General features: G+C 58.2%; 23 protein-coding genes. 3 read left to right on the forward strand and 20 right to left on the reverse strand.

Annotated features, from left to right (window positions below; all coding sequences use genetic code 11):
• Positions 1–44 precede the first annotated feature (44 nt).
• From xoxF5 to RLO149_RS18285, 4 genes are all read right to left on the reverse strand, one after another.
• Positions 45–1,847 carry a lanthanide-dependent methanol dehydrogenase XoxF5 gene (gene xoxF5, locus RLO149_RS18270; protein WP_013963566.1) on the reverse strand — a complete coding sequence of 601 codons (1,803 nt, stop codon included), beginning with the start codon at positions 1,845–1,847 and terminating at the stop codon, positions 45–47.
• Between the two features lie 125 nt (positions 1,848–1,972).
• Entirely contained in the window at positions 1,973–2,374 is a 402-nt protein-coding gene (locus RLO149_RS18275; protein ID WP_013963567.1) for a c-type cytochrome, read from the reverse strand.
• A gap of 35 nt (positions 2,375–2,409) precedes the next feature.
• The gene (gene fghA, locus RLO149_RS18280) at positions 2,410–3,234 is read right to left on the reverse strand and encodes an S-formylglutathione hydrolase (RefSeq protein WP_013963568.1); all 825 of its coding nucleotides are present in this window, start codon (positions 3,232–3,234) and stop codon (positions 2,410–2,412) included.
• A gap of 8 nt (positions 3,235–3,242) precedes the next feature.
• Entirely contained in the window at positions 3,243–4,355 is a 1,113-nt protein-coding gene (locus tag RLO149_RS18285) for an S-(hydroxymethyl)glutathione dehydrogenase/class III alcohol dehydrogenase (RefSeq protein ID WP_044025742.1), read from the reverse strand.
• A gap of 167 nt (positions 4,356–4,522) precedes the next feature.
• Here RLO149_RS18285 and RLO149_RS18290 point away from each other — a divergent pair, with 167 nt between their 5' ends.
• Positions 4,523–5,146, forward strand: coding sequence for a hypothetical protein (locus RLO149_RS18290; protein ID WP_013963570.1), 624 nt, complete (start codon positions 4,523–4,525; stop codon positions 5,144–5,146).
• Between the two features lie 10 nt (positions 5,147–5,156).
• Here the strand turns inward: RLO149_RS18290 and RLO149_RS18295 are convergent, their stop codons facing one another.
• Positions 5,157–6,200 carry a quinoprotein relay system zinc metallohydrolase 2 gene (locus RLO149_RS18295; protein WP_013963571.1) on the reverse strand — a complete coding sequence of 348 codons (1,044 nt, stop codon included), beginning with the start codon at positions 6,198–6,200 and terminating at the stop codon, positions 5,157–5,159.
• A gap of 123 nt (positions 6,201–6,323) precedes the next feature.
• Between RLO149_RS18295 and RLO149_RS18300 the strand changes: the two genes are divergently transcribed.
• Positions 6,324–7,136 (forward strand): quinoprotein dehydrogenase-associated SoxYZ-like carrier, encoded by an 813-nt coding sequence (locus RLO149_RS18300; RefSeq protein WP_013963572.1) that lies wholly within the window; start codon positions 6,324–6,326, stop codon positions 7,134–7,136.
• 79 nt (positions 7,137–7,215) lie between these two features.
• On the opposite strand, the gene RLO149_RS18305 is transcribed toward RLO149_RS18300, so the two are convergent.
• The 13 genes from RLO149_RS18305 to RLO149_RS18365 all read right to left on the reverse strand — a co-directional run bounded on the left by RLO149_RS18305 (position 7,216) and on the right by RLO149_RS18365 (position 19,513).
• Complete coding sequence (locus tag RLO149_RS18305; protein ID WP_013963573.1) at positions 7,216–7,563, reverse strand: hypothetical protein; 348 nt, start codon at positions 7,561–7,563, stop codon at positions 7,216–7,218.
• Positions 7,560–8,219 (reverse strand): hypothetical protein, encoded by a 660-nt coding sequence (locus RLO149_RS18310; RefSeq protein WP_013963574.1) that lies wholly within the window; start codon positions 8,217–8,219, stop codon positions 7,560–7,562. The genes RLO149_RS18305 and RLO149_RS18310 overlap by 4 nt, the downstream gene beginning before the upstream one ends.
• A gap of 33 nt (positions 8,220–8,252) precedes the next feature.
• Entirely contained in the window at positions 8,253–10,511 is a 2,259-nt protein-coding gene (locus RLO149_RS18315) for a PAS-domain containing protein (protein ID WP_044025429.1), read from the reverse strand.
• 2 nt (positions 10,512–10,513) lie between these two features.
• Positions 10,514–11,671 (reverse strand): FIST N-terminal domain-containing protein, encoded by a 1,158-nt coding sequence (locus RLO149_RS18320; protein ID WP_013963576.1) that lies wholly within the window; start codon positions 11,669–11,671, stop codon positions 10,514–10,516.
• Between the two features lie 11 nt (positions 11,672–11,682).
• Complete coding sequence (locus tag RLO149_RS18325; protein ID WP_013963577.1) at positions 11,683–12,402, reverse strand: LuxR C-terminal-related transcriptional regulator; 720 nt, start codon at positions 12,400–12,402, stop codon at positions 11,683–11,685.
• 170 nt (positions 12,403–12,572) lie between these two features.
• A complete protein-coding gene (locus tag RLO149_RS18330; protein WP_013963578.1) occupies positions 12,573–13,763 on the reverse strand; it encodes a BatD family protein in 1,191 nt (396 codons plus the stop codon).
• Positions 13,760–14,434 (reverse strand): hypothetical protein, encoded by a 675-nt coding sequence (locus tag RLO149_RS18335; RefSeq protein ID WP_013963579.1) that lies wholly within the window; start codon positions 14,432–14,434, stop codon positions 13,760–13,762. Before RLO149_RS18335 ends, RLO149_RS18330 begins: the two co-directional genes overlap by 4 nt.
• Positions 14,431–15,330, reverse strand: coding sequence for a vWA domain-containing protein (locus RLO149_RS18340; RefSeq protein WP_013963580.1), 900 nt, complete (start codon positions 15,328–15,330; stop codon positions 14,431–14,433). Before RLO149_RS18340 ends, RLO149_RS18335 begins: the two co-directional genes overlap by 4 nt.
• Positions 15,327–16,289, reverse strand: a complete 963-nt coding sequence (locus RLO149_RS18345) for a VWA domain-containing protein (protein ID WP_013963581.1) — start codon at positions 16,287–16,289, stop codon at positions 15,327–15,329. Before RLO149_RS18345 ends, RLO149_RS18340 begins: the two co-directional genes overlap by 4 nt.
• Positions 16,282–16,653: a hypothetical protein gene (locus RLO149_RS18350; protein WP_013963582.1), complete on the reverse strand. Its 372-nt coding sequence runs from the start codon at positions 16,651–16,653 to the stop codon at positions 16,282–16,284. Before RLO149_RS18350 ends, RLO149_RS18345 begins: the two co-directional genes overlap by 8 nt.
• Positions 16,650–17,555, reverse strand: coding sequence for a DUF58 domain-containing protein (locus tag RLO149_RS18355; RefSeq protein ID WP_013963583.1), 906 nt, complete (start codon positions 17,553–17,555; stop codon positions 16,650–16,652). The genes RLO149_RS18350 and RLO149_RS18355 overlap by 4 nt, the downstream gene beginning before the upstream one ends.
• The gene (locus tag RLO149_RS18360; protein WP_013963584.1) at positions 17,552–18,508 is read right to left on the reverse strand and encodes an AAA family ATPase; all 957 of its coding nucleotides are present in this window, start codon (positions 18,506–18,508) and stop codon (positions 17,552–17,554) included. Before RLO149_RS18360 ends, RLO149_RS18355 begins: the two co-directional genes overlap by 4 nt.
• A gap of 87 nt (positions 18,509–18,595) precedes the next feature.
• Entirely contained in the window at positions 18,596–19,513 is a 918-nt protein-coding gene (locus RLO149_RS18365) for a hypothetical protein (RefSeq protein ID WP_013963585.1), read from the reverse strand.
• 279 nt (positions 19,514–19,792) lie between these two features.
• Here RLO149_RS18365 and RLO149_RS18370 point away from each other — a divergent pair, with 279 nt between their 5' ends.
• Positions 19,793–22,729 (forward strand): calcium-binding protein, encoded by a 2,937-nt coding sequence (locus RLO149_RS18370; RefSeq protein ID WP_013963586.1) that lies wholly within the window; start codon positions 19,793–19,795, stop codon positions 22,727–22,729.
• A 7-nt stretch (positions 22,730–22,736) separates the two neighbouring features.
• On the opposite strand, the gene RLO149_RS18375 is transcribed toward RLO149_RS18370, so the two are convergent.
• Both RLO149_RS18375 and RLO149_RS18380 read right to left on the reverse strand, forming a co-directional pair.
• Positions 22,737–23,654 (reverse strand): SMP-30/gluconolactonase/LRE family protein, encoded by a 918-nt coding sequence (locus RLO149_RS18375; protein WP_013963587.1) that lies wholly within the window; start codon positions 23,652–23,654, stop codon positions 22,737–22,739.
• A gap of 13 nt (positions 23,655–23,667) precedes the next feature.
• On the reverse strand, positions 23,668–24,648 hold the full coding sequence (locus RLO149_RS18380) for an ABC transporter permease (RefSeq protein ID WP_013963588.1): 981 nt from the start codon (positions 24,646–24,648) through the stop codon (positions 23,668–23,670).
• Position 24,649: the final 1 nt, after the last annotated feature.

A 24,649-nucleotide genomic window follows, 5' to 3' on the forward strand; every position in this document is an offset into this window, starting at 1 on the left:
TGTGAAAGGCCGCGCCATTCGTTCATTTCAGGTCAAGCGACCTCTTAGTTAGGCAGGGCAAATACGGTCAGCTGCCCACCCAGCGCGGTATAGTCGCTCAGGGCTGCATAGCCGCCCACAGCACCCAGACCATCGTTCGGGTTTGTCAGACCAGCTGCCAGACCAATACCAGCCCAGCCACCGACACCGGATAGGATACCGATGTACTGACGGCCGTCGTGCTCATAGGACATGACGTTGCCGATGATGCCCGATGGCGTCTTGAAGCGGTATAGCTCCTCACCGGTTTCAGCGCTGACAGCTTTCAGATGACCTTCGAGCGTTCCGTAGAACACCACGTCACCCGCAGTTGCCAGAGCACCTGACCAGACCGAGAACTTCTCGGGGATTGACCATTTGATCTCACCATTGACGCCGTCCCAGGCGATGAAGTTACCCATGCCGCCATGGCTGTCAGGGGCAGGGTACATCGACAGGGTCGCACCGACATAGGGTTGACCTGCGGTATAGGACACGCGGAAGGGCTCATAGTCCATGCAGACGTGGTTCGTCGGCACATAGAACATTTCCGTTCTGGGCGAATAGGCGGAAGGCTGCTGGTCTTTAGTCCCAAGAGCCGCCGGGCAGATACCGGTGGAGTTCACGTCTTCACCGTTTTGCGCCGTGGAGTATTGAGCCACTACTGCCGGGCGCCCGTAGGTTTCCGAATCTGGGTCCATATCCACACCCGATGTCCAGTTCACAACTGGATCGAACTTTTCAGCGACGAGAAGCTCACCTGTCACACGGTCCATCGTATATCCCAGACCGTTGCGATCAAAGTGAGTAAGCAGTTTGCGCTCTTCACCGTCGATCATCTGCTCCGTAAGGATGTTCTCGTTCACACCGTCATAATCCCACTCATCGTGCGGGGTCATCTGGTAGAACCACTTGGCCACGCCAGTGTCGATGTCACGTGCCATCAGTGTCATGGACCAGCGATTGTCACCCGGGCGCTGTGCGGGGTTCCATGTGGATGGGTTACCTGTTCCGTAGTAGAACAGGTTTTCATCCATATCCGCCGAGAACCAGCCCCATGTGGTGCCGCCGCCGATCATCCATTGATCGCCTTCCCAGGTGTTCGTACCGGAGTTCTCACCGACTGGCTTCCCAAGGTGGGTCGTGTTTTCCGGATCGACGAGTATGTCGCTGTCCGGCCCCATGGAATAGGCGCGCCAGACGAGTTCGCCGCTTGCCATATCATAGGCTGTCGTGTGACCGCGGACACCAAACTCACCGCCGGAAATCCCGACGATCACTTTGTCCTTTACCGGCAAAACCGTGGCTGTGTTGGTCTCACCGATGGACGGATCACCATTCACAACCGACCACTCCACGGCACCGGTTTCGGCGTTCAGTGCGACGACTGTCGTGTCCGCCTGGTGCAGGAAGATCTTGCCATCCGCATAGGCCACACCGCGATAGACAGTGTCACAGCACATCACCGGAATAACATCCGGATCCTGCTTTGGCTCATACTTCCAAAGGATTTTACCTTCGTTGGCCAGATCAAGCGCATAAACGATATTTGGGAACGGCGTATGCACATACATCGTGTCGCCAATCACCAGAGGCGAGCCTTCATGGCCGCGCAAGACACCCGTGGAGAATGTCCATGCCACCTGCAGATCACCGACGTTTTCAGTGTTGATCTGATCAAGCGCAGAGTAGCGTTGGTTTTTATAGTCACCCGTCTGAATGGCCCATTGTTTGGAATCACTCATCTGGGTCATTAGATCGTCATTTGCAAAAGCCATACTGGCCGCGCAAAGAGCGATCCCAGAAGTCAAAAGCGATAGCTTTCTCATCTAAAGTACCTCCCTAGAATGCGGCAGGATTGCCGCCAGATTGATACACCTGTCCATGAAACGGTCAGGGTACCGGGTTATCCCTGTGGAGTAGGTCTATCCCACACCACAAGAAATTCAGTGTCTTACGATCCTTCCGCAGGGAAAGACGCAAGATATGCAATTACGTTCATACGGTCTTCTTCCTTGCGCAATCCGGCAAAGGCCATCTTGGTGCCTTTTGCGTAGTTGCGTGGTTTTTCAAGAAAACCGGCAAGTTCCTCGGGTGTCCATGTTTTACCCTCAGAGGCCATCGCCATCAGCGTATCCGAATATTTAAAATCAGGCTTGCCCGCGACAGCGGCGTCAACAACGCCGTTCAGGGCGGGGCCGATCTTGTTCTCAGCCCCCTCACCAACGGCATGGCAGGCTTTGCACTTGCGAAACACCTTTTCACCTGCTGCTGCATCGCCCGTGATATGTCCATCCGCAAAGCCGGCGGCAGGCAGTGCCATCAGGCAGGCGACGGATAGAATTTTCTTCAGCATATAGTACCTTCCTTGGTTTCACCTTGGTCGAACAGTCAGTGTAGTCGCTCCGCGTGCCACGCGACATGATCCCGCGCGAAACTGTTCACGAAGAAATATGAATGGTCATAACCGCTCTGCATCCGGACCTGTCCGGGTTGACGCCGCCGGGCCATCATATCAGCGAGTGCTTCGGGTTTGAGCAGATCAAGAAACTGATCCGCAGCGCCCTGATCGACCAGCAAATCACCCTTCCAGCCGTGCTCTTCAAGCAAGAGCGTCGCATCATGATCCGCCCAGTTGCTTTCGTCATCCCCCAGATACGCGCTGAGTTGCTTACGACCCCAGTCGGACTGCGTCGGATTGGCAATGGGCGCAAAGGCAGAGAGGGAATCAAACAGGCCTGCGTTGCGGATGGCGATCGTGATCGCACCATGCCCGCCCATCGAATGGCCGGTGATGCCGTGCCTGTCCTGCACCGGCAGATTATCCACGATGATCGACCGCAATTCGCTCACGATATAATCATACATGCGATAGTTGGTCTTCCACGGGTCCCGCGTCGCATTGACGTAGAAACCCGCACCTTGGCCCAGATCATAGGCCTCATCATCACTTACGCCTTCGCCGCGCGGTGAGGTGTCGGGAAAGATGACCGCCAGACCGTTCTTGGCTGCATGTTCCTGAAAACCGCCCTTGGTCATCGCGTTTTCATGGGTGCAGGTCAGACCGCTGAGATACCACAAAACCGGGACGGGTCCGTCCTGCGCCTGAGGCGGCAGATAGGCCGCGAATGTCATCTCGCACCCGCATGTATTCGACGGGTGCTTGAAGACTTGCTGGCTGCCGCCAAAACTCCGGTTTTCTGATACCAACTCCATCCCTGTTCTCAAAACTCCACGACGGCTCTGATTGATTTGCCTTGGTGCATGAGGTCGAAGCCGTGGTTGATTTCGTCCAAGCTGAGTTTGTGGGTGATCATGGGGTCGATCTCGATCTTGCCGTCCATGTACCAGTCCACGATCTTGGGCACATCCGTGCGTCCCTTGGCTCCGCCGAACGCCGTGCCGCGCCAGACCCGGCCGGTCACCAGCTGAAACGGGCGCGTCGAAATCTCGGCACCCGCAGGGGCCACGCCGATGATGATGCTCACGCCCCAGCCCTTGTGCGCCGCCTCGAGAGCCGTGCGCATCACGTTCACATTGCCCGTGGCGTCGAAGGTGTAATCGCAGCCCCCGCCCGACAGTTCGACCAGATGCGCGACCATGTCGCCCTCGACCTTGCTGGGGTTCACGAAATCGGTCAGGCCGAAATGGCGCGCCATCTCTTCCTTGTCGTCGTTCAGATCGACGCCGATGATCTGATCCGCGCCCGCCAGCCGCAGCCCTTGAATCACGTTCAGACCGATGCCGCCCAGCCCGAAGACGGCGGCCGTTGACCCAATCTCAACCTTTGCCGTGTTAATAACGGCACCGATGCCGGTGGTCACGCCGCAGCCGATGTAGCAGATTTTATCAAAGGGCGCGTCCTTGCGCACCTTGGCCAGCGCGATTTCCGGCACAACCGTGTGGTTGGCAAAGGTCGAGCAGCCCATGTAGTGGTGGATCGGCGTGCCATCCAGCATCGAAAACCGGGTTGAGCCATCGGGCAGCAGCCCCTGGCCCTGCGTGGCGCGCACTTTCTGGCAGAGGTTCGTCTTGGGGTTCAGGCAGTAGTCACACTCGCGACACTCCGGCGTATAAAGCGGGATCACATGATCGCCCACCTCAAGGCTGGTCACACCCTCGCCGATCTCGATGACAACGCCCGCGCCCTCATGGCCCAGAATGGCCGGAAAGATGCCTTCGGGATCATCGCCCGAGCGCGTGAACTCATCCGTATGGCACAGGCCCGTTGCCTTGATCTCGACCAAAACCTCTCCGGCACGCGGGCCGTCAAGATTGACCTCCATAACCTCAAGAGGCTGCCCAGCCGCAACCGCAACCGCCGCACGCGTTCTCATCATAGTCAAACTCTCCCTTTGGTGCAGCGCTTGGCATACATCCGTATTCAGCCTGAGTATGAGCGCCGAGGAACCGTCAGAACAACTAAGACAATGGTGGGTATTGGGGTCGCTGGACAGCCAAGTGATGCTTGGCCATAGTGATAACTTCTTTACGGAGGGTACGCATGTCGATGATCAAACCCCTATGCCTGGCGCTGGCGCTGGTCGCGGTGAGTGCACCCGCGCAGGCGGCAGATTTTTCCGATCCCACATGGCCCTGCGTGCAACGCAAGGTGGAAACGCTGTCTTTGGGGTTGATGTGGCCTTACCCGGTTAATTCTGAACTGGCAAACGACAATGATGCGTTGCGCGCGGATGTGACAGAACTGGCCGGATATTTGTCGCTCAGACGTGTGGAGCTGGAAACTCTTCGGACACGTGTGGACGAGTTTGCCGCCACCTATGAAGGGGATCCCGAGGCACTTGGGCTCGTGTTTGAGTCGGTATTCAATACATTGTCAAAGCGCCGCGCCCGAATCATCTCGGGAATCGAGGACTTTTCGCTCAGCCAGATCGCACTTGCCGAAAAGATCGATATCAACCGGGCTGAGATGGACGCCATCCTCGTCACTGATGAACCGGATTTCGACCGTGTCGACATGTTGGAAGAACGGCTCGATTGGGATCAGATCATCTACACAGACCGCCAGCGCAACATTACTTATCTGTGTGAAACGCCAACCCTGCTGGAACGGCGCCTGTTTTCAATTGGACAGATGCTCAGCGGTGCCGTGATCGACCAAGGCTAGACGCGGCACGTCATTCCCATTCCAACTCTGTGAAAGCAACGGTGGCATTGCGCGGATTATAGGCGTCAAAAAGCTGCCAAAGACTGCGTTCACTTTGCGCTATTTCCTCGACTGCCGTGCCTAGTCGCGTGCCAGCCTCGACCGCCGCGCGGGTATCCTCTTCGAGAACCGAGAGGTATCGTGCTATCGGCTCTGATCCCAGTGGCCAGTCCAGCGCAGCGCCACCATGCCCCGGCACAACACGTTCAATGTCCAAGCCCTGCAGTTCGCGCAGCACCGCACGCCATCCTGTCAACCGTCCATCCAGCGCGGGCGTGTGGCGGTCGAAAATCAGATCGCCCGCGAAAAACGTCCCCGTCGCAGTATCCCAAACGGTGAGATCGTTGCCGGTGTGCGCCACCGGCCAAGCCTGCAACGTCAGGACCCGCGCGCCCAGATCAATCTGCAACACCTCCGTCACCGTAATGTCGATCACCGGCGCGCGCGTACCCAACAGAATATCCGCCCCGATCAGAGACGTCAGGCTCTCCAGATAGTTGGCCTGCCTGTCTGCGAGCGCGCGCGGCAAGCTATCATGCGCAACCAAAGCGGCCCCAGCCTCGGAAAAAAGCGCGGCCCCCAGCGCGTGATCGGGATGCATATGCGTGACAATTGCATGACTGACCGGCTTGTCTGTACGTGCACGTATGGTGCGCCACAGCGCTTCGCCAATCCAACGCGCACTACCGGAATCGACAACTGCGACACTCGTCTCGCCCACAATGAAGCCCAAGTTGCTGACGTCACCCCGGTTCGATGCGTTTGGCTCTTCAATGCGACCGACGTGGACAAACACCCCAGATGCGACCTCTGTTACATTCAACGCCTCGCCCACTGGCTGACAGGTTGCAACGCCTTGTGCCTGCAATCCTTGAAAAATGCTCACATCAGGCGGGCTTTCGGACAGCGCCACCTGACAGGCCGCCTGTGTCTGCGCCTCATAGCCCGGCAAAAGATGGTCACGGCAAGGCCCTTCGCCAAGGCTCAAACACAGGGTTATCATCGCTTCAAACATGGCACTCTCCCGCAGCAGGTGTAGCCAAACACGACACCGTTACCCACGCCCCCTTAGGTATATGTGTCTTTTTTCGCCGATTCGTGTCATAAACCGCAAGTTCCCATGCTGGAGGAGAATGGTATGGCTTTAAAACTCATGACACTGGCCACAGTTGCCGCTTTGGTATCAGGCGCGGCATGGGCCACAGATGAGGTACGAAACCCGCTGTTGCCGGGCGAGACCTGGGAAGAGCTGCGATATGACGTCGTGGGGGATGCGCCGCTTGCCTCCGCCGACGGCGTACTGACGATCGAAGCGCCCTTCCGCGCGCATGATGCCGCCACAGTACCGATCATTCTACGCCAGACCGAGGGCAGCGCCTCGATCAGCACAGCCACCGTTGTGATTGATGAAAACCCGGCCCCCATCGCTGCGGTGTTTGGGTTTACACCTGCCATGGGGCTGCTGGATTTCGAGATGCGCGTGCGCGTCAATCAATACTCCAACGTACGTGTGATCGCGCAAACGCCTGACGGGCTGCATATGGCGGGTCGCTTTGTCAAAGCCTCTGGCGGATGTTCTGCGCCCGCGTCGAAGGACCCTGAGATTGCGCTGGCTGGCATGGGCAAGATGAAACTGCGGACCTTTGATAACGGCGCGCAAATGTCGACACCCCGTCGCGAAGCGCAGATCATGATCCGCCATCCGAACTATTCAGGCCTTCAGCGCGATCAGATCACCCAGTTGTTCATTCCCGCCCATTTCATTGATCATATAGAAGTGTGGCAGGATGACGAATTGCTATTCACCATGGATGGCGGCATTTCGATATCTGAAAACCCTGTGTTCCGATTTGCCTATAATGACAACGGCTCCACCGCCCTGACCGTGAAAGCCACGGATACGGACGGCAATGAATTTGAAAAGGTCCTGCCGAAATCAGTGAGCGGCTGAAAAGCTCCATGATACGCAACAAAAAGCGCCGCGGGTTTGATCCTTGCGGCGCTTTTTCGTTGGCGAACCGGGTGTAGCGTTAAAAGCAGATAACCTCCGCCTCGGCCTGCGCGCGGCGCAGGTTCGCTACCATATTCTCTGCCATTGACGCGCTGCGGAAAAACGACATGCGCTCCCCCCCGACACGTCGCATGGACAGAACGGTTTCGGCCTCCAGATACTGCTCGTAAGACAGGATCGTTGCAATCTCGTCGATTGAACAGGCGCAGCGGTCCAGCATTTCACGGGTTTGCCCGTTCGTCACCATACAGGCAAAAACATAATCAGCGCGCGCAGCCGTCGGATAATCGTTCAGCTGTTCGGCGACGCTTTGGGACATCGCCGCCGTTGGCATACTGAGCACGATTGCAAGCGCCCAGCCCTTCATTGCGCTTCATCCAGTCGCTGGAAAGACACCTCAGAGCGATACACCGCCCCCTCCGACGCTTCGGCAACGAGGCTCATGTACCAACCCGGCACCGCATCAGACATTGTCACGCGCAACTCAAGATCACCAAAGCCCTGCATGCGGGCGCTGTTGGGATCATCGGCAAAGGGATACATGCGAATGGTCCGCGTGGGCACCGTTTTGCCGTCCACTACCGCTTCGCCTTCGACGATATCAGATGGTTGGATCAGCGCGTCCTTGACCCTGTTGCGGATGTAAAACGGGCTTCCGCCTGCCGCCTCGGCCATATCCCGCACCACGGTTTCATAAAAATACATGATCATCGGGTTCCCGACACTGGCCGGAAAAGCACCCAGAGCGCGATGTTTGTCATCCTGCCAGAATTTCAGCATCGCGATGTCTTTGTCCCCTTCACGGAATGACAGCGTCACATCACCAGTGTCCCGTGCACCAGCTTCTGGTTTCAGCGCATTGGTAACCTCGCGGCGATACACCAGCGCCGATGTGCGGTCTATCTCGTCCAAAGTGCCGTCACGAAACAACATATCATAGGTTTTTTCACCGTCCAAAGGTGCGGCGACCGCCAATCCTGTTGCCAGAAGTGTCGCGAAAACTATGGCTGGAAATCTAAACATATGAGCATCCTCCTGAATGCGAGTGTGCGGGCCTCATGCGGGACTGTCACCTTCGACTTTTGTCTGTACCTTGACCTGCGACGCGGAGGCAGAGGCTGCACGGCCACGAACCTTCCAGTCAACCAACCGCCGCAAACGCGAAAGCTCAGCAGGCTTGGTCATCACGGACATATCATGCTGCGCACCGAGGCGACGCACTGTTTCGCTGCGATCCGCCGTGATCAGGATCGCGGGAATCGCGGTGCCGGTCTTGGCCCGCAGATCAAGCGTCGCCTGTACGCCGGTTTCGCCCGCATCCAATTGGTAATCCGCCAGAATGATGTCGGGCGGCATGCCAAGATCGTCGATGAATTCCAACGCTTCGGCCGTGGTCCGTGCCGCGAGAACGCTTGCGCCCCAAAGTTCCAGCCGCTGCGTTACACCATAAAGCACATCCACATCATTTTCGATGACCATGACGATGTAATCGAGGGCAGCGTCCGCCGTGTCTTCGATTGGGCCTTGCAGAATAGGCATGCTGGGGGCGCCTTTGACGACTTCCATCTCAATGCTGAAAACAGATCCAACCCCCGGCTTTGAGCGGACGGAAAGTTTGTGACCAAGCAAGCGGCACGCTCTGTCGACAACCGACAGACCCAAACCGACACCAGAGCCGAGCGGCACATTTTCGGCGCGCGTAAATTCGTCGAAAATTCGCGACTGGTCTTTGATGTTTATCCCGATGCCAGTGTCCCAAACCTCCAACACAACGGTATCACCGGTTCGCCGACACCCCAACAGAACCCGCCCGCCCGGGTCAGTATATTGAATGGCATTGACCACAAGATTCTGTATGGAACGCAACAGATAAACCGGATCAGAGCGCACCACGAGGCTGCAAGGCACAACATGTAACTGCACCGATTTCTGCGCCGCCAACATCATCTGGTCGGCCTTTATGCCCAGCATGAATCCCTCTAGGCTGACGTTGGTCGTCGTCACGGTATCAAGGTCCGCGCTTTCCAGTCGCGAGATATCAAGCAACGAATGCAGCAGGTATTCCGCTGAGGCGAACGCCCCTTCCAATCGCTCGACCATGGGGCGGAACCGGGTTTCGCGTGTGGTTTCCTGTAAAGAGGAAATCAAGAGTTTTGCGGCGTTGATCGGCTGCAGCAGATCATGGCTGGCCGCAGCCAGAAACCGCGTTTTTGATGATACCGCGGCCTCCGCGCGTTCTTTTGCGACGCGTAACTCTTCTTCGACGCGGGCCTTTTCATCGTATTGTTCGGTCAGATTCGCGTTTGCGCGGGTCAGTTCTGCGGTGCGCTCCATCACGCGGTTTTCAAGGATCTCGGTTGAGCGCACTTCCAAGGTGACGTCTTTAAGTTCAACCAGAAAACCGCCATCTGGCAAAAGGTTGGCCTGCACATCAAGTACCCGTGCTGCACCATGCGACACCCGCGTGGTCACCGCCCCTTTCTTGGTCAATTCATCGCGCCATGCGTCCATCTGCAACAAAGCGTTGTCCGTGATCAGAGATTTGGAGCGCATGAAATCCAACAATTCCTGCAATGGCGTGCCCGGTTGCAACACGCTGAGAGGCACACCAAGAATGCTGCGGAACTGGCCGTTTTGCATCATCAACTCGCCAGAGGCGGAAAACGTACAGACACCCGAACTCATGTTTTGGAACACCGCTTGCAGGTAATCCGCCTGACGGTCGATCAGGTGCTCTTTTTCGCGCCGGTTGTGTCGCACCAAAGCGGTAATTTCCGTCAGCAGCAAAACCGTATTTTCCGGCGAAGTCTGCTGCGTGCTCATCTGGTACCAACGGTCCTTGGTGACCTCGGCCACCAGCGAGACCACGGACCCTTCATTCTGATCGCTCTCCAATGCGCCCCGCATGGTGAACAGTTTGCGGTCGGTCGAGACAAGATATTCGCTGCTGCTCATGAGATCAAAGTAGCGCGCAAGGCTCAGCCCCGGCACGATGTGCTCCGAAATATCCGGCAGCAGGCCTTTGAACAGATCGTTACAGATGTTCAGCGTCCCGTGAGAAAAAAAGGCAAGCCCGCCCTCCATGGAACCCAATGCCTCAGCAAGGGTTTTACGCGTGAGTTCGCGTTCATAGCGGACACTTTCCAGCTCAAGCGACTGCGCGGCCATCTTTTGTTGCAACTCAATGGCGGATTGAAAGGCACGATAGGCGGACGGCCCGACATCTTTTTGCCGACCCGCGCGGCGCATCAATGCCTCGATGATCTTCGCCTGCTTTTCGACCCGTACCTCAAGCGGGTCGTCTGGGTTGATCATATTCAACACAAGGCCCTCTGCTCAGGGCCGAAAAAGGCCACGCCAACCAGCGTCTGGTTCATATGAACGCCGCAATGTTGCTCGCCGTAAGTATTGAACCCAAAGACATGCGCTGCGCCCAGAACTTTCGAAACCGCATGCGCCAGCTGCTTTTGCTCGATCTCAAGTTTGCGCAACACGCAGTCAAACCCGAGGATGAAATCCGGGCGGCGCCCCTTTGCGTCGCGAATATCCAATCCGGCCTGCAGCGTCTCGATGATCTCTTGGCCCTGCCCCAGCGTCATGATTAGCCCATCATCAATAGCGGCCAGAAATGACAGCGCGCCGTCCTCGCCCGCATCTGAAATCGCGCGGACGTAGTGATTGTCTTTATACTCGATGAGTAACGGGTTCTCGGCAAAAATCTGCGGGGACAGATCCTCCACGGCACATCCGACCAGACGGGCATATTCCTGCGCCGCCGGTGCGCCGTTGATTTCAAACACCTTGCGGTCATCAGGATCGGCATCTGTGATGATCATCTGGCTGTCGCCCGGCAGAAAGTGATCAAAGCCGATGCCCTGAAACGGCAGATCGGTCTCAAGCACCAGCAACACCGCAGCATTGTGATGAATGTGCCCATTGTGCAGCACATAGGTTTGTTCAAACCTCAGCCCGTCCCCGGCGGAACCCCCAAAAATAGGCAAATCGCCCAAAGTGGTTTCCAATGCTGAAATCAACATGTCTTCCTGCTTGGACAATCCGTCCGTGAAGATCAGCCCAAGCCGGTTCCACCCTGCTGTATGGGAAAATTTCTGGACATGGCGCTGCGCAAGGGTTGCCGCCGCCGTCGTCGACAGCGGGTTGAGCGGCTCCATCAAAACCGAGGCACAGCGAAAATGTGTCTTGGGAAATGCCAGTAACAGCAGCGCGTCGGTTTCATAGCCCTCAGTTGTGATCTGACCCGCCGTCGAGCACCCAAAAACCGGGACACCGCCCAGCGCCTCTTCAAGGCTATGGGCAATCACCGCGCCGTTGCGATCACCCGGTACGAACGCAAGCACGAAACAGGTATCACGCGCGTTGATCTGTTGCGCCGCGATCCGCGCCGCTGCGGCTGCGTCAACGGCGCGTGACAAGGCCACCCGCACACAGGACGGCTCAGCGCGCGCGCTGTCCATAGCCCGACCTCCTAATGTTTGAGAAATGCGCGGGCTTCGGGTTCGTCGCCCCGTTGCGCCGCCATCGCGCCTTCGACAAGAACCACCGCTTGCGTCCGGTTACGCACGCCGAGCCGCCTGAGCAACGCGGTGATATGCGCCTTCACGGTCGCCTCTGCGAGGTCCAGTTCATAGGCAATCTGCTTGTTCGGCTTACCAAAGCAGATCAGGCGCATGATCCGCTGCTGCTGGGGCGTCAGCTCTGCCAGCTTGGGGTGTTGGAATTCATCGGCCAGCGCGTCACGCTCGCAGGAATTGGGTTGTTGGTAGTCTTTCGGCACATAGGTTTGCCCGGCAATGATTTCCGAAAGCACCGATTTCAATCCCCGTGCAGAGGTATCTTTTGGCAAAAATCCAGCGGCACCTTCCCGCAATAATGACTGCACAAGGTCAAAAGACGCCAGCGATGAAATCACAAGTATACGCGCCTTGGGCAGATGCTGGCGCAGACTGACAAAGCCGGAGATGCCAGTGACATCCGGCAGCTTGAGATCAAACATCACAAGTTCAGGTTTGAACCCGTCTTTCACAGCAGCAATCGCATCCCCGAGGCTCTGTACCTTTTTGATTTCGACGTCTGTCAGTACCAGTTCAAGGGCCGATTCCAAAGCATCGCTGTACAATGGATGATCATCCACAATCAGGATGTTTGATACTGCCCCCTGACCGATCGGCGCACGTTCGTGTTCCATGAATGTAGTCCTCCCGAGCACGATCTTACTCGTAACGCTTGTCTTTTCAACTGCTAGTCAAAAGAGGCGACGGACAAACTCATACCAAAACCAGACATCCATTCAAAAATCTCGCAATTCATTGCAGTAATGATGCTTTTTCATGGTTTGGATTTGTTCGTGCCGCGCGCTTAGCGGCTTCGCAGAAACTCTCTGGCAAAATGTCGTAATGATGTGCGATCCTGCGCGGCGCTGAAAATGCTGCTGTCCAGTTCCGACAAAAGACGCTGGCGTTGCCCGGATGGACCCTCGCGGCGCAAAATCGCGGCTGCCGTCCGACGGGACAATGCGACATCACCGGCAAGAGCCGCACGCTTCAATTGTCGCGCCAGCGGGTCAAGCAGATGAAAACGGGACAGTGCCTCCACCCCGGACAAACGCCGCCCCATCAACGAAAAAAATGCGCCAATCACGCAGATGACACCCGCCAGCATCGCAAAAGGCCAACCGGGCAGTTGCACAGAGGCGGGGTACGCATCCTGCGCGCGCGGTGGCTGTTCATCGGGTACAACCGTGCCGTATGCCAGACGCTGCGCGGATATGGTCACTGTGCGATCAACACGCGCCTGCGTATCAAAGAAATCAAAGCTTAGCGGTTCAACAATGGTTGAGGTGTCATTACTGGGCCGGATCGTCCATCGCCAAAACGCGTAGGACAGCGGGCCTTGCGGCGACAGTTCGACAAAACGTTTCTCGGGATGCGCAAAGATGGCGGCAGAGGGTGACGTCAGTTCAGGCATCGGCGGGATCATCTCCGGCGTGACGCCCAGTGCTTCGATGCGAATGATGCGCAAAACGCCCTCTCCCGGTGCCAGTTGATCCGGCGCATTGGACCACTGGTCCGAGATTTTCAACGATTTGACCGGGAACCACCACTCCCGATCCTCCGGGGCAGGTGCGACTTCAATCGTGATAGGCTCGGATGTGATTTGATGTTCAAACCATTCATCATTTTCATCTGTAAGCGTCAGATTGTGGGTAAAGGCGCCGATGGTCAGCGGGCCCGCACGGTTCGGGTAAATCGCCATACGTCTGCTGAAAGTCTTGACCAACTCACCGTCAAGGCGTTCTTCAGCCCATGTATCAATGCCCAGTTGCGTCCAGTTGAAACCGTCAAAATCCGGCTGAATGATCTGCTCACGCGTGATGTGACGGCGGTAGATTCCATTGATCGTGATCAGGATCATCTCGCTGACTTTCGGGACGTGATCGCTCGCTTCAACTTCAATGCTCAGAACCAACTCATGCGGGAGCACTGTTTTGGACTGTGCCTGCGCCAGTGTCGGACATAACGCGAAAAGGACCCACAAAAGCCACCTCATCGCGGGTCCTCCGGCGCGGCGGGCGACAGGCCCAGTTTGGCGCGCCGTTTATGTTCCAGCGCGATCCGCGCGGCCAGGTATTCACCCGGAACATCCGAGAGTTGTTGCAGCCAGCGCGTATCCGCCCGCATGAACTTATCATCAAAGACGCGGCGCACACCAAGCTGTCCGCGGCTTTCCAATTCCGTCAGCCCAAGCATGGTGTTGTTGTTCGTAACCTCACTGCCCGTGCCCGCTGCCCGCGCATCCCCGCGCGCAACGAAACTCTCGGCGGTCGGCCCGTCCTTACGCTTGCCAAAAAGCGCCAGCATTTCAGGGTCTATGCCGAGCCCTGCAAAATAGGCGGCCACCACGTCGAAATTTGCCAAAGCGTCCGGGTGACCGCGCGCATGCGCCATGTCGAATGCTTCAAGTGCGGCTGCATGGTTTCCCCGATGCGCCTCTGCATTGCCGAGGTTGAACATGGCCGATGCCTGCGCAAAGCGGTCCGCTGCGGTGTCGTAATCGCCTGCCTGGTAGAGTGCTGCACCCTGCCATTCAGCATCGTCGAAAAAACCGGCTGCCAAACCGGGCGCGCCTGCCGCCATCAACACGCGCCCGAAAGGGGCAGCGCCGCCAAGCATCAAGGCAAGCGCGAAAGCCGTCAAGGTGATCAGCGCGAGCACCCTCATGCGATTTGCCTGCGAAACAGCAACAACAGGGGGAACAGGGCAAGGGCCAACAGATAGCGACCCATATCTTTCCAAAACAGCAGTGGAAAATCCTGCGCCTCCAACCGGGTGCGCGCAGTTTCTGCCAGCCATTGCGAAAATACATCAGTATCCGCAAGCGTGAAAACCATACCACTGCCAGCCGCTGCGTGGGTTTCAAAAGCGGGCGCGGGCGCATCCAGTGACACGAGCGACAGGCGCGCGCCCGCGTCAGAAATCTGCGCCGCCACTTGCAGTGTCTCCGGCCCGAGACCTTCGCCATCCGTGAACAGAATGACATCCCCCGCGATCACCTCAGCTTCGCGCAGGATATCCAGTGCGATCGACAAGCCGCGTTCGGGGCGCGAGCCGGGGTCCGGTACCGTCTGCGCATCCAGCAGCGACAGCGTCTGTCCCAGTTGCACATGATCCAGCGTCATATCGGTCGCGACATAGGCGTCACCGCCAAAAACGATCAACCCGCCGGGACGCGTGCCCAATGCCGCGATACCAAACCGCCCCATGGTCAGCATCTGGGGCCAGCGCGCGTTTTCGGTGACACTGGCCGAGGTATCGACGACAAAAAGCACCCCGTCAAGATTGCGAAACGACAGTGCTTCACGCCGCTCCACCGCCGGTCCGGACAGTGCCAGAAGCGTGACGCCAACCGCGGATAGCATCGCCAGAAGAGGTGCGCGGCTGGCGCTGTTGTCCACCCGGTCCAGCGCCATCATGGCCCGCATCAGCGCCGGATCGGTGGCCTTTTGCCAGTCACCCAACCCGCCGCGCCGCGTATACATCCACCACCCGACGGCGATCAAGACAGGCAGCCCCAGCAGCCACCAGGGGCGCAGCAGGGTCAGCGCAAGGTCGCTCACGTCAGTTCCCTCCAGCCGTAGCCGAGGCCAAGCAAGGCCGCCAAACCCGCAGGCCACATCCAGTAGTCGTGGAACACTTCGGCGGCCAAGCCATCGCTGTCTGTGGCTTCCAGTGCATCCAGTGCTTCGCCCACGGCGACCAGATCTTCGGTTGTTCTGACCCGAAAACTCTCCCCCCCCGAAATCTCGGAAATCGCGCGCAGGGTTGCGGCATCCACGACACCGCGTTCACCGGGATCGGCACTGCTCAGATCTTTGGGGCCCAGCGCGATGGTATGGACCCGCACGCCCATCTGTGCGGCCAGTTCCGCCACGCCGCGCGGATTGGTGGCCCCCGCATTGTTGACCCCGTCCGACAGAAGGATCACCACCCGTGAAGCCGCCTCGCTGTTCTCCATGCGTTTGAGCGCGATGCCGAGCCCGTCCGATATGCTGGTCGCACGTCCTGATACGCCGATCTGCGCACTCTCTATCTGGCGCGCAATCGCTTCAACATCAAAGGAGAAGGGCGCGGCAAAATACGCCTCCGAGCCAAAGACGACCAATGCCACGCGATCCCCGCCGCGACGGCGCGCGAAATCCGCGCCTACGGTTGCGACCGCTTCGCGCCGCGTGACCTGCCGGCCATCGAGATCAAAATCATCGCGCACCATGGAGCCGGAAAGATCCAGCACAATAGCCAGATCACGCCCCGTGACCTTAAGCGCCGAAACCGGTGCCAGATCGCGCGGACCCGATGCGGCCAGCAAGAGCAGCACCCAGATCGCCCACAGGATACCTTGTTGCAGATGCAGGCCAGACTGAGCCGCACGATGCCGCCCAGCCGCCAGTAACGTCTCGCCCACCCGGTCGGGCACCTTGATCGCACCGCCCGCCATCTGCGCAGGCCCCAGGAACCGCACCGCCAGATAGGGCAGCGGCAACAAAAGCAGAAACCATGGGTCGGCCAGTTCAAACAAGGCGCTTGACCTCCGCCTCCAGCGTCGTGGTCGCCACGCCCCCCGTCGGCTGGTAGAGTGCCCCGCGCAAGGCGCGATACCGTTCCGGCGCATGCGCGCGCAACACATGCAGCAATGCGACCCGTTTGTCCGCCTCAGGCAACGCGCTGAGCCGGACGAGTTGATCGGCCAGCGTGTCGGAAGTGTCAGACCGTTTTCGCAAGCTCAGCAGTCGAAGGGCGGTCGCGATCAACAAGGCCGCGCAGCCTGCCAGCGCCACGGTTGCAGCCAGATCTGCGGCCATGCCCCCCGCCGCCTCGGCGGGCAGGCGAATGTCGCGCAGGCTGGTCAGCATCGCCGCTTCGCTCAGCGCCCGGTCTGTCATGCCGCCCGCTCCGCCGGAAAGGCCGCAACGATGCGGCGCGCTGTTTGTTCGACCGTATCGCCCGCGTCCAGCACAAGCGCCGGCCGGCCCATGATCTGGCGAATGTGGCCCGTAGGCTCAGGCTGCTTCGCCCCCAGAAAAAGCCGGATGCGCCGGCCATCTGCCAGCCTGACAGGATAGCGGCCCTGCGGCATGCGGGACGCAGCATCATCGGTGATCCAGACCAGACGCGGGGTGCGACGGCGCGCCAAAGCATCCAGCCGATCCGCCAAGCCTTCACCCGGTGTATCAAAGCCGGAGGCAATGACCAGTTCCGCACCGGATGGAACCAGCCTGTCGGCGCGCGACAAGGCCATATCAAGCGGCGGGTCCATGCCCTGCCCCGCCGCCATCGCGGACAGGCCCGTGCTATGCGCCTGCACCATGCCGCCGATCACATCCAGCATCCCGCGCGTGCGCCCGCGCGGTGGTACGATCACCGTTTCATCCGCCGTCACCGCGAGCAGACCTACACGCCCCCCGCTTTCCACGACGTTCCAGCCGATCAGGGCCAATGCCTCCGCCGCCGCAACAGAGCGGAAGGCGCGCCGCAACCCCCAGAACATCGCAGGCCGAAAATCGGCGACCAGCAGGGTGACGCGGTCGCGTTCTTCCTGAAACTGGCGCACATGCAGACGCCCCGTGCGCGCCGTCGTGCCGCGATCAAGGTGGCGTATGTCATCCCCCGCCACGTATTCGCGCATATCGGCGACCTCCAGCCCGTGACCTTTGCGGCGCGTTGCAAAACCACCCGGCAAGGCGGCCAGCACCGGGGCCGCGTCAGAACTGAGGGCAACGCGCCTGAGCGCAATCAAGGCTTCGGAGCCCAGAGCGACGCCGGGAGCTTCCAGCGCCGCGTTCACAACGGCTCAACAGCGTTCAGAACATCCGCCACGACATCGCGCGCCTTGCGCCCATCCGCAACCGCACGCCAACTGAGCACCATGCGATGCGCCAGCGCATCCCCGGCCAGTGCCGCCACGTCTTCAGGCATGGCATAGTCGCGCCCCTTTAGAAACGCGCGCGCCTTGGCAGCCGCCGCCAGCGCCAGCGAGCCGCGCGGCGAAACCGCATGTTCGATATCCTGTGCCTGTGGCCCTTCCCGCGTCGCCATCACCAGCCGCACGATGTAATCGCGCAACTCAGGGGCCAGATGCACGGCGCTCACACTGGCGCGGGCATCGGCGAGTGCGTCCAGCGTCAGCGCCTGTATTTTTGGCGCGCCGCTTTGCGCTTCGGCTTCGACCAGATCAAGGATCTGACGTTCGGTCTCCAGCCCCGGCAGTTCAAGCACCACATGCAGCAGGAACCGGTCCAGCTGCGCTTCGGGCAGGGGGAAGGTGCCGTCATGTTCAATAGGGTTTTGCGTGGCCACCACGAGAAACGGATCGGGCAAGGCGTGCGTCTCATTACCTGCGGTTACCTGATGCTCGGCCATCGCCTCCAACAAGGCCGATTGCACCTTGGGCGGCGCGCGGTTGATCTCATCCACCAACACGAGGTTGTTGAAAACAGGCCCCTGCACAAACTCGAAACTGCCGTCCTGCGGCTTGTAAACCGGTGTGCCGGTCAGGTCCGACGGCATCAGATCGGGCGTGCATTGAATACGCGCAAAACTGCCCTCGACCGCGTCCGACAGCCATTTGACCGCGCGGGTCTTGGCGAGGCCCGGTGGCCCCTCAACGAGCAAATGCCCCCCCGCCAGAAGGGCCACGAGAAGCCGTTCAATAAGAATTTCATGGCCCACCAGACCATTCGCCAGATAGGACGACAGCGCCGCCACGCCCGGTTGTGAAGGGTCTGGTCTTTTGTCCATGTCGTCTCCTGACCGCTGTGCGCGGTCCTCAGATCATCACGGTAGCGGCATAGACCCTGCCCGCAAATACCCCCGAAGGTATTAACCTCAGATCGGGCTGCGCTGACAGCCCGGTGCCAGAACGGCGGCAAACCTGTCATCCGCCATGGTCAATTCGGCCTGCGCAAGCAACACTTCGTACTCACGGTCAATAAATTCGATAAAGAGTGGATCAACCGTCTGATCAACCGATGTCTGAGCCACCGCATGCATCATGAAAACATCGAACGCACATAGGCCTGCGGGGTTTGAACGCAGCATGGCGCGCATGAAGTCAGACGATTCCCACGACAGCCGGTCCATCCGCAAAGGCGTTTCCTGCAGCTTCGACTGAAAGCCCGTATTGGGATCAAAGAGCAGGATATCCATCCCGAAGGTGAAGGATTGAAACAGCTCCTCAACCAGAATGGATTTGTAGAACGCAGCCTCCAGCATACCGGGGCGGGTACGGGCAGGCTGTTTCACCATGATATGGGTCCCCTGCCCGCGCCGGCCGAAGAATGTTTGCGCCATGGCCGGGGAGCTTACTGCGTATTGCCGTCGTTCCGGCAACCCCAGTTCGTAGGTCTGGTTCATCCAGCTCAGGTCAGAGGACAAGGCGCGATTTGGCGGATGCCCGGAATAGAGCCGCAAGACAACCGTGCGACCAGACCCGCAGCTGCTGGCATCGTTCCCTGCGTGGCGCATGGTGAGCGGTTTGCCAAAGACATGTTCGGACAGATCGCGAAATGCGTTGATTGTCGCGAGAGAATGAGGGTGAGGCTGTTCACCGACGATACACAGACTGGCCCCGGCCAGATCGCGGCCATGAATATGGATCGGGATGGACATGTCCCTGCCAATCATCGTGGTGCGCAATTCGTAATTCCAACCAAGCCGGGCAAGGTGGACATAGGCGGCTCTGTCCGCCGCCACAGGTGTCACGACAAAAAGGGGCAGACAGATGCTGATGATCCAAAAACGCAAACATTTCCTCCTTGGTTTCGGAGGAACCTAAGGCTCGAGACCCCTGCCGTCCAATAATTTGACCTTTTTTTGCAGATGCCATCACGACCGGACTAGGGATTTTGCCTAACCGGTGTTTGCAGGTTTGACTAATGTGGATGCGCAAAAGAACGCCTGTAGGCGGTTTTGCCCCGGGCCAGCGTAGCAGACGACCCGGCCCGCTTCACTAAAAAAGACAGCATCGTTGACTAAGCAGCCTGCGCCGGACCACAGTGTGTTAACCAATTCAGGATTTTATTTATGCCGACGCCAACAGAGTGGTTAAACGAATTTCAAGTCAACACGGGTCCCGCCGGGAGCGGCTCTCAAGCAAGCCCGAAAATTATGGGCTTGGCCAGTGGCGGTTTCGTCGTCGCGTGGACAGAAAGCGCCGATGGCCTGATTGGCACGGACCCCGGAACAGATATCGTTGCGAAGATTTTTGATGTCGAAGGCCACATCGTGCGCGAGGCGTTTCAGCTGAACCAGTTTTCGACGTCAGACGATGAGACCGATTTTGATCTGGCGGCGACCCATGATGGCTTTGTCATGACCTACCTCGTCAATGACCTCTCGTCCCCCGATCGCTCATCCGTTGTCTTTGAGCGGTTCGACGTTAACGGCGACCCCCACCCCGATGCGGGCAGCGCACTCACCATCGCATCCGAGAGTGCTGCAGGGAGTGCCCTGCGCAACCCGCAGATCATTGCCAATCTGATCGATTCCGAGGACAGCGTCTTTGTAACCTACGAAGACGCCATCGGCGCGGACACAGACGTTAACGCGCGCATCATTGATGAGAACGGCGTCCTTGGATCGCAATTCGCCGCAGCCGAAAACGGCGCGGGTGTCACGCAGCTAGGCGATTCTGCGGTGCTGGGAAAGGGTAATTTTGTTACTGTTTACGAAGAGAGCGACGCCGGAAACACTGGCCTTGCGCTTTCGATCACCAATCCCTTGGGGGACAATGTCCTTCTTGGCGGTGCCATTGCCGCTAATGCGACGAATCCGTCCGTCGCAAGCCTCGGCGGCAACCGTTTTGTTGTCACCTACGAGCTTAACGGCGATGTGTTTGCAAATATTTTTTCGAACGCTGGCGTGCTTGAACGCACGGTTACCGTCGCTTCCGGGTCAGCAGAGCAGAACCAACCTGTCATTGCGGCACTGAAAAACGGCGGCTTTGTCGTGGCTTGGAACGACGACACAACCGGCAATGTGATCGCCCGCAATTTTTGGGCTAATGGTGGCACTGAGGGGTCTGCCTTTACCATTGAGGACACCAATACCAGCCACCTCGATATCAGTTTGACCGCCGACGGCCGCCTCTTGTTTGCCTGGCTCGGATCAGATTCCGAAGTCTTCGCATCAATCTGGGATCCGCGCCCCAACGTGATTGAGACAAGTGCCCCCGACGTCATCAGGGCCAATTTCCTTCAAACCGATCTGTTCACGTCCCGTCCCACAGATGACACAAACATACGTGCGGGGGAAAAAGGCGATACGGTTTTAGGCCAGTCCGCCAGAGATGTAATTATTTCATCGGGCAGCGGTTCATTCTTCGGTGGCGGCGGTAATGACACGTTGTATGCCAGTGCGAATACCTTCGTCGGCGACTTTGAACTCCTCGATGGGGGAAGCGGCAGGGACAGGTTATATACGACCAGTTTTCGCGGGGATTACACGGTAAACCTCATTACCGGTGAAACAGATTACGCGGGCGCACCGGCGGTGCCGGTTGAATCGTTTATCAATTTCGAAGACATTTTCACGGGCGTAGGCAGTGACACGATTACCGGCACTGACGGTGATAATCTCATTGTTAGCGGGGCGGGTAGCGATGTAATTTACGCGGGCGCGGGTAATGACACGATCTTGGCCGAGTGGGGCAATGATACCGTTTTCGCCGGTGCCGGCGCAGATCACGTTAATGGCGGATCAGGGAACGACACGATCATAACGTCCGGCAATGACTTCGCTGCCGGAGAATCCGGCGACGACACGGTCATTATCAGCAGTGGACTTCCCTCTTATATCAGAGGGGGCGAAGGTGTTGATACGATAGACGCCTCCGCAAGCGACTTTGACTTCACCATTGACCTTTACGATGGGTATTTGGAGAGCAACTTATTCATCTTCGACGGCTTCGAAAACCTGTTCACCGGGTCAGGTGATGACGTTTTGTCTGGTACGGACGTTGATAACCGCATCGGCGGCGGTGCGGGGGACGATCAGATTTTCGGACGTGGGGGGGATGACTCCCTCTTCGGCGAGGATGGCGACGACATCCTCTTTGGCGAGGACGGCAACGACACCCTTGAGGGCGGCAACGGCAACGACCGTCTTTTCGGCGGGAAGGGTAACGATGAAATCTCCGGCGGTGAAGGGAATGACGTGATTGTCGGCAAGGCAGGCAATGACAACCTCGTCGGAGACGGCGGAAATGACATAATTCTGGGCAACTTCGGAAATGACTTCCTGACCGGTGGCGCGGGGGATGATGCCTTGTATGCGGGGGCTGGCAACGACAACCTCGATGGCAGTGAGGGCAACGACCAGCTTTATGGTGGCGATGGCGACGATTTTGTCTTTGGCGGCACCGGTGATGATTTGCTTGTCGGATCAGAGGGCGCAGATACGCTCGTTGGCAGTGACGGAAACGATACATTGCGCGGTGGTAACGGGGATGATTTCGTCACCGGGCTGAATGACGACGATGTTCTTTTCGGCGGCGACGGCGACGATCTCATTTTGGGCGGCGATGGCAATGATAGGCTGTGGGGCGGCACGGGCGATGATGTGTTAACTGGCGGCGCGCGCCGCGATATCCTGCACGGTGGCGCAGGAAACGATACATTTGTGTTCGATGACACATCCGATTCCCAACAGTTGTCCGTGGATGTCATCAAAGACTTCGAAGGGGCTGGCAGCGCTGTCGGTGACGTGATTGATCTGTCCGGCATTGACGCGGACATCACCGTGGCAGGCAACGGAGATCAAAGCTTTACCTTCCTCGGGGTTGCGACGCGTGAAGATGGCTTTGCGTTTGGCGCAGGTGCGCTCTGGGTCTCGTTTTTCGGTGGTCAGACGCGCGTCTTTGCATTGGATGATGATGACAAAACAATCGACTTTGTTGTGTGGATTGAAGATGGTCCATCGGTCTCATTCAATGACTACAACGCCAGCGACTTTATCCTCTGAACCGTCTTTAGCGGATACTACTGCACCCTTGCGTGTTCAGATATACGGCCCTGAGGGATGTCGTTGCACAAATGAAAAGACGGTTTCTTTTGATCCCGCCGAATTCCACATTGGCCACGACTTCACCCGTCAAGATTTTACCGATCAAATCACCATCCGGCGCATAGCAATGCACACCGTCCCCGGCGGACGTCCAGATGTTACCATCCAGATCAACGCGAAACCCGTCAAACAGCCCGTTGGTCGATTCCGCAAAAACAGCGCCACCCGACAGGCTGCCATCACCCGCAACGTCAAAAACCCGAATGTGTTTGGGTCCGTTTTCCACATGTGTGGCCCCTGTATCCGCAATATAGAGCAGGCTTTCGTCAGGCGAAAACGCAAGGCCGTTCGGCTTTACGAAGTCTGTCGCCACCGCCGCAACTTCACCGGATTGAGGGTCGATGCGATACATATGCGATGCCCCGATCTCGCCGTCAGCGCGATCCCCTTCGTATTCACTGTCGATCCCATAGGTGGGGTCGGTGAACCAGATGCTGCCGTCTGACTTTACGACCACATCGTTGGGCGAATTGAGCCTCTTGCCCTGATATTCTGACGCCAATGTGGTTACCGAGCCATTGACTTCCACGCGGCTGACCCGGCGGCCCTGATGCTCGCAAGAGACCAACCGCCCTTGCGGATCCATCGTGTGGCCATTGTGAAAACCGCACCCCTTGGCAAATTCGGACACATCGCCCGTGACCTCATCAAACCGCATGATCCGGTCATTCGGGATGTCCGACCACAACAGGTATTTCGCGGCTGGAAAATACACCGGCCCCTCGGCCCAGCGGGTCCCGGTATAGAGGGTTTCCATATGCACATTAGGCATCACATAGCGTTTGAAACGCGGGTCGATCACCTCGAATTCTGGCATCAGCATGACGTTTTCCCTTTTATTGTCTGTCCTGCACGCCTCGGTCGTAAAACAGCAGCATCAGGATAATGACCGCGCCGTAGATCACCTGCCGCCCCGCTTCGGGCATCTGCATGATCGACAGAACGGAATTGAGCAGTACGATCAGGATGACACCAACAAGCGTGCCCAGATAGCGCCCCTTGCCCCCCAGAATATGGGTCCCACCAATCACGACCGCCGCGATGGCGGGCAGCAAGAACGCATCGCCCATGCCCTGATAAGCCTTCGTGGAATATCCCGCGAGCAAGGTTCCTGCGAGGCCCGACATCATACCACACAGACCAAACGCGATCACGATCACACCGCGCGTCGGTGCGCCCGCCAGATAGGCCGCGGATTCGCGGTTACCAATGGCAAAGATGTAGCGCCCGGTTGCTGTCTTGCGTAGGATAAAGACGACGGCGACGGACACCGCCGCCCAGACAAACAACGCAACTGGTATGCCAAGGAATTTGCCCACGGCAAGATATTGCATCAGCGGTGTCGCCGCCGTCTGGGGGGCAAAACCACCGGTATAAGCGACCATCAGCCCCCGCATCACCGCATTGACGCCAAGGGTGAAAATCATCGAAGGGATGCGCAGGTAAGCAACCCCGAGGCCATTGACCAACCCAACGGCCAGCCCAACGCTTAACCCCACAGGCAAGGCGGCAGGTCCCCCCACGGCCGTGGCCATCATAGCGGCCGCGGCCACCGTCCACGGGACGGAGAGGTCAATGTGACCCAACAGAATGACCAGCATCATGCCAGCCGCAACGATTCCCAGAAAGGAACCCACCTGCAACTGTTGCAGCAGATAGGTCGGCGACAGCAACGTCGCGGTGCCTTGCGTCGCAAGCGTGTAGCTTGTCCCGATGGCGAGGATCACAACGATAAAGCCCGAGGCGATCACAATCGGTTTGTTTTCAGGCGAGAGCCAGCGGCTTTTTTCTTGGGGGTTGTTGTCTGTGATTGCCATT

This window comes from Roseobacter litoralis Och 149 (assembly GCF_000154785.2).
GTDB classification, from domain to species: Bacteria; Pseudomonadota; Alphaproteobacteria; order Rhodobacterales; family Rhodobacteraceae; genus Roseobacter; species Roseobacter litoralis.